A 4,371-nucleotide genomic window follows, 5' to 3' on the forward strand; every position below is an offset into this window, starting at 1 on the left:
TTGCCGTGGATGGTCAGGTGGTCATCCGCCCGATGATGTATGTGGCCCTGTCCTATGATCATCGCATGGTGGATGGGCGTGAGGCGGTCAGCTTCCTTGTGCGCGTCAAGCAATATGTCGAGGACCCCCGTCGCCTGCTGCTTGATGTCTGAAGCCTGTCGCGTCTGAAAAGCCCGAGCCCCGAAAATCCCGATGTCCGAAGAGAAAGCTGCTGCCATGTCCGAAGCCCGTGATTTCGATCTGGCCGTTATCGGCGCAGGCCCTGGCGGTTATGTCTGTGCGCTCAAGGCCGCGCAGCGTGGTCTGAAGGTGCTGTGCGTCGATCGTCGCGACACGCCGGGCGGCACATGCCTCAATGTCGGGTGTATCCCCTCCAAGGCGTTGCTGCATAGTTCGGAACGCCTGCACGAGGCCGAGACCGAATTTGCGTCGCTCGGCATCGATAACGTCAAGCCAACGCTCAATCTTGGCCAGATGATGGCCCGCAAGGAGCGCGTGGTGGGCGATACGGTCAAGGGCATCGGTTATCTCTTTCGCAAGAACAACGTGACCTTTCGCGTGGGCGAGGCTGTCCTGACAGGGCCGCACAGCCTCACGATCAACGGCGAGGCAGTGACGGCGCAATCCATCGTGATTGCGACAGGGAGCGCCCCCGCAGCCCTACCCGGTGTGACATTTGACGAGAAGCGCGTTGTCTCCTCGACGGGCGTACTCAGCCTGGAAAACGTGCCGAAGCGTCTCGCCGTCATCGGTGCGGGTGTGATCGGGCTGGAGCTGGGGAGCGTCTGGAAGCGCCTCGGCAGTGAAGTGACGGTCATCGAATATGGCGACCATATCGCACCGGGTTTCGACCGTGGTCTGGGGCGTCAGTTCCAGCGTTCGCTCGAAAAGCTGGGCCTGAAATTCCGCCTTTCCACCCGCGTGACCAAAGTGGCAACAGAGGGTGAAAGCCTCGCCCTGACGCTGCAAAAGGTTGGGAAGGAAGAAACCGAGACGCTGGAGGCCGATGTGGTTCTGGTGGCGATCGGTCGCAAACCCTACACGCAGGGTCTCGATCTGGGCGCTGTCGGGATCGATCCTGACGAAGCCGGTCGTATTCCTGTTGACGGGCATTTCCGTACGTCCTGCCCCAGCATCTATGCCATTGGCGATGTCATCGCCGGGCCGATGCTGGCGCACAAGGCCGAGGAAGAAGGTCTGGCGCTTGCCGAGCAACTGGCAGGGCGCGTCGGGCATGTTCCCTATGATGCGATCCCTTCGGTTATCTATACCCAGCCGGAATTTGCGATGGTGGGCAAGACCGAGGAACAGCTCAAGCAGGAGGGCATTGCCTACAAGACGGGCAGCTTCCCCTTCATGGCGAGTGCCCGTGCCCGTGCCATTGCGGCGACAGATGGCGGCGTAAAGGTTCTGACCGATGCCAAGACAGACCGTATTCTCGGTGTGCATATTCTGGGGGCCTGTGCGGGCGAGCTGATTGCCGAGGCCACGTTGGCCATGACCTTCAAGGCCAGTGCCGAGGACGTGGCTCTGGCCTGCCACGCTCATCCCACCCTGTCCGAAGCCTTCAAGGAAGCGGCTATGGGGGCTTTCGACCGGGCCCTGCATCTCTGAGAGCGGCAAGGCATGCCCCGTCTGTCACGGGGCATGACAAGGGCGACTTTTCGTCGATGTCTGATGTCGCGGCCGACCGGGGTTCATTCTGTCTTCGTCGGGGCCATCAGGGAGTTCAGAAGCCTATAGGTCGCTTCGACGCGGGCTTCATTCGGTGTATTTCTGTTGGCCAGCATGACAACACCAATTTTCTGACCTGGGATCATTGCGACATAGCCGCCAAAACCGTCGGTTGAGCCAGTCTTGTTGAAAATTACATTCTGATTGTCAGCTTGGTGCGGTTCGACGGCCGTGACCGGATGCGGTTTCATGATGAAATCATAGCCATTGCCGAGCAGCATCGGCTGCAGAGGCGTAGGCCAGGGATAATGCTCCCAGATCATGTCCTGGGTGAAGAATTCTGTCTTGTAGCGCCCTTGCTGCGTCATCTTTACAGCGCGCCGCAAGTCATCCGGGGGATGGCCAAGACCTAGTTCGATATCCAGCATTTCCAGCATGTCGCTGGGTGTCGATTTGACGCCATAAGCCTCAGTTGCCAACACACCGGGGTGCACCCGTTCGGGGGCATCGGTCTTTTTGTCATAGCCGTAGGCGTAGTTTTTCATCTCACTGGCCGGTACCTCGATCCAGCTGTGTCTCAGTCCAAACGCGGGGAAGAGGATTGTCTGAACGGCTCTGGTGTAGGTCATTCCCAGTGACTGGGCAGAGATGTAACCCAGCAGGCCGATGCTGATATTGGAATAACTCCGCGCGCCGGGTTGCGGTGGATGCCAGGCTTCGAGCCATCGGGTCAGGCCTTTGATACCAGCGACCGTCTCCGGCACCTGCAGGGGAAGGCCCCCGGAATGGTGGGCCGCCAGATCAAGAAGCGTGAGATCATGACCGATACGGCAATGATCGTTGCACAAATGATGGGCGACCGTATCACTCAGGCGCATCTTGCCGTGGTCAACAGCAAGAGCGGCCAGGGTAACGTTGAAAATCTTGCTCATCGAGCCCAGCTCGAACAGCGTATCAGGCGTGACCGGTCGATGATCTGCCCGTGAGGCGAGCCCTACCGTATAAAAATGATGAACGCCATTTTGAGTCACGCCAATCGCAAGACCCGGCACGTTATAGCGGCTGGCAAGGGGCGCAAAGGCAGCCTTGATCTTGTTATCAACATCATCAGCCCATGCAGGCGCCGTAAGCGCCAAACCACAAGCGACCGACAGCAACCTCAAGAAAGAGTGCCTGCGCTGAACCATGAGTATCTCCCGTTTTCGGATAGTCTCATGGTGCATGCTTATGATGGCGGAAAAACGCCTGACTTGAGGGCGTCGGGGCGGGGCCTCATGATGCCCCGCCGAAAGTGATATCAGCCCAGAGCTTCCTGCACGAGGGCAGCCTGTTCTGCCAGATGCTCGCTTGCAAGACCGGTGGCCGGCGAGGCAGACGCCTTGCGACCGACAAAGATCGGGCGCGGATAAGCGTGATTGCACCGTTCGGCCGAATTCTCGATACGACGATCGACAAAGGCCCAGGCACCGCCATTCTGCGATTCTTCCTGACACCAGATGATCTGCGCATTGGGGTAGCGGGCAAGTTGCTGCGACAGCACATCACGGGGGAAGGGATAGAGCTGCTCAAGGCGCAGGATCGCCACATTGTCACGGTTGCTGTCACGGCGGGCAGCACGCAGATCATAATAGACCTTGCCCGAGCACAGTACCACGCGGGTGATATCCTGATCGGGCAGCAGGGTATCGGTCTCGGGCAGGACGGTGCAGAAACGTGTTTCGGGTCCGAAATCGGCCAGTTCCGACACGGCTTCCTTGTGACGCAGCAGCGATTTGGGCGTCATGATGATCAGCGGCTTGCGACATTCACGCGCAATCTGGCGACGCAGGGCGTGGAAGTAGTTTGCCGGGGTGGTGATATTGCACACGCGCAGATTGTTCTCGGCGCAAAGCTGCAGATAGCGTTCAAGACGGGCAGAAGAGTGCTCCGGCCCCTGTCCCTCATAACCATGAGGCAGCAGCATCACGAGGCCCGACGTACGCAGCCACTTCGTCTCGCCCGATGCGATGAACTGGTCGATGATGACCTGCGCCCCATTGGCGAAATCGCCAAACTGCGCCTCCCACAGTACCAGTGAGTTGGGCGCGGCCAGCGTGTAGCCATATTCGAAGCCAAGCACACCGAACTCGGACAGCAGCGAGTTATAGACCTCGATGCGGGCCTGACCATCGGCAATGTTGTTCAGCGGCACATAGTCGCTCTGATTGATCTGGTCGACCAGAACGGCGTGACGCTGGCTGAATGTCCCGCGCTGGCAATCCTCGCCTGACAGGCGCACAGGATGATGCTGAAGCAGCAGCGAACCGAAGGCGAGGGCTTCACCCAGCGCCCAGTCAATTCCAGCACCCGTCTCGATGGCCTGGCCACGTGCCTGGATGACGCGGCGCAGGCGCGGGTGCAGGGCAAAATCTTCCGGGATGCGCGTCAGGGCTGCGCCCACGCGTTGCAGACCCGAAATGCTGATGCCAGTCACCGGCTGCTCACGCAGTGGTTCGTCAGACAGGCGCGATGGGTCCTGATTGCATTCCAGCCAGTCTTCGCGGCTGGGTTCGTAGGATTTCGCGGCCTCGAACTGCTCCTGCAGATGATCCTGGAAATACTGGAACTGGTCATCGGCCGTCTCGGCATCGATCACCTTCTGGCGTGCCAGCTTCTTGGCATAGAGCGCACGCGTGGTCGGGCGTGCGGCAATGGCCT

General features: G+C 59.6%; 3 protein-coding genes and 1 pseudogene. 2 read left to right on the plus strand and 2 right to left on the minus strand.

Going from position 1 to position 4,371, the window contains the following annotated elements:
- Nucleotides 1-152, plus strand: a 152-nt coding sequence (locus tag P792_RS36740) for a 2-oxo acid dehydrogenase subunit E2 (protein WP_200863491.1), incomplete at its 5' end; no start/stop codon positions are given.
- A 40-nt stretch (nucleotides 153-192) separates the two neighbouring features.
- The gene (lpdA, locus tag P792_RS33280; protein WP_023979675.1) at nucleotides 193-1,614 is read left to right on the plus strand and encodes a dihydrolipoyl dehydrogenase; all 1,422 of its coding nucleotides are present in this window, start codon (nucleotides 193-195) and stop codon (nucleotides 1,612-1,614) included.
- Nucleotides 1,615-1,697: 83 nt separating this feature from the next.
- Here lpdA and ampC read toward each other — a convergent pair whose 3' ends face one another.
- Both ampC and sucA read right to left on the minus strand, forming a co-directional pair.
- Entirely contained in the window at nucleotides 1,698-2,861 is a 1,164-nt protein-coding gene (ampC, locus tag P792_RS33285; RefSeq protein ID WP_031241427.1) for a class C beta-lactamase, read from the minus strand.
- Nucleotides 2,862-2,971: 110 nt separating this feature from the next.
- Nucleotides 2,972-4,371: pseudogene (gene sucA, locus P792_RS39215) on the minus strand (2-oxoglutarate dehydrogenase E1 component); the annotation flags it as partial.

This window comes from Asaia sp. SF2.1 (assembly GCF_000505765.1).
Lineage (GTDB): Bacteria > Pseudomonadota > Alphaproteobacteria > Acetobacterales > Acetobacteraceae > Asaia > Asaia bogorensis.

What these genes read in the sequence shown, in the direction of transcription:
- lpdA (WP_023979675.1), top strand. Translation starts at nt 193, where the DNA reads ATGTCCGAAGAGAAAGCTGCTGCCATGTCCGAAGCCCGTGATTTCGAT.
- ampC (WP_031241427.1), bottom strand. Translation starts at nt 2,861, where the DNA reads ATGGTTCAGCGCAGGCACTCTTTCTTGAGGTTGCTGTCGGTCGCTTGT.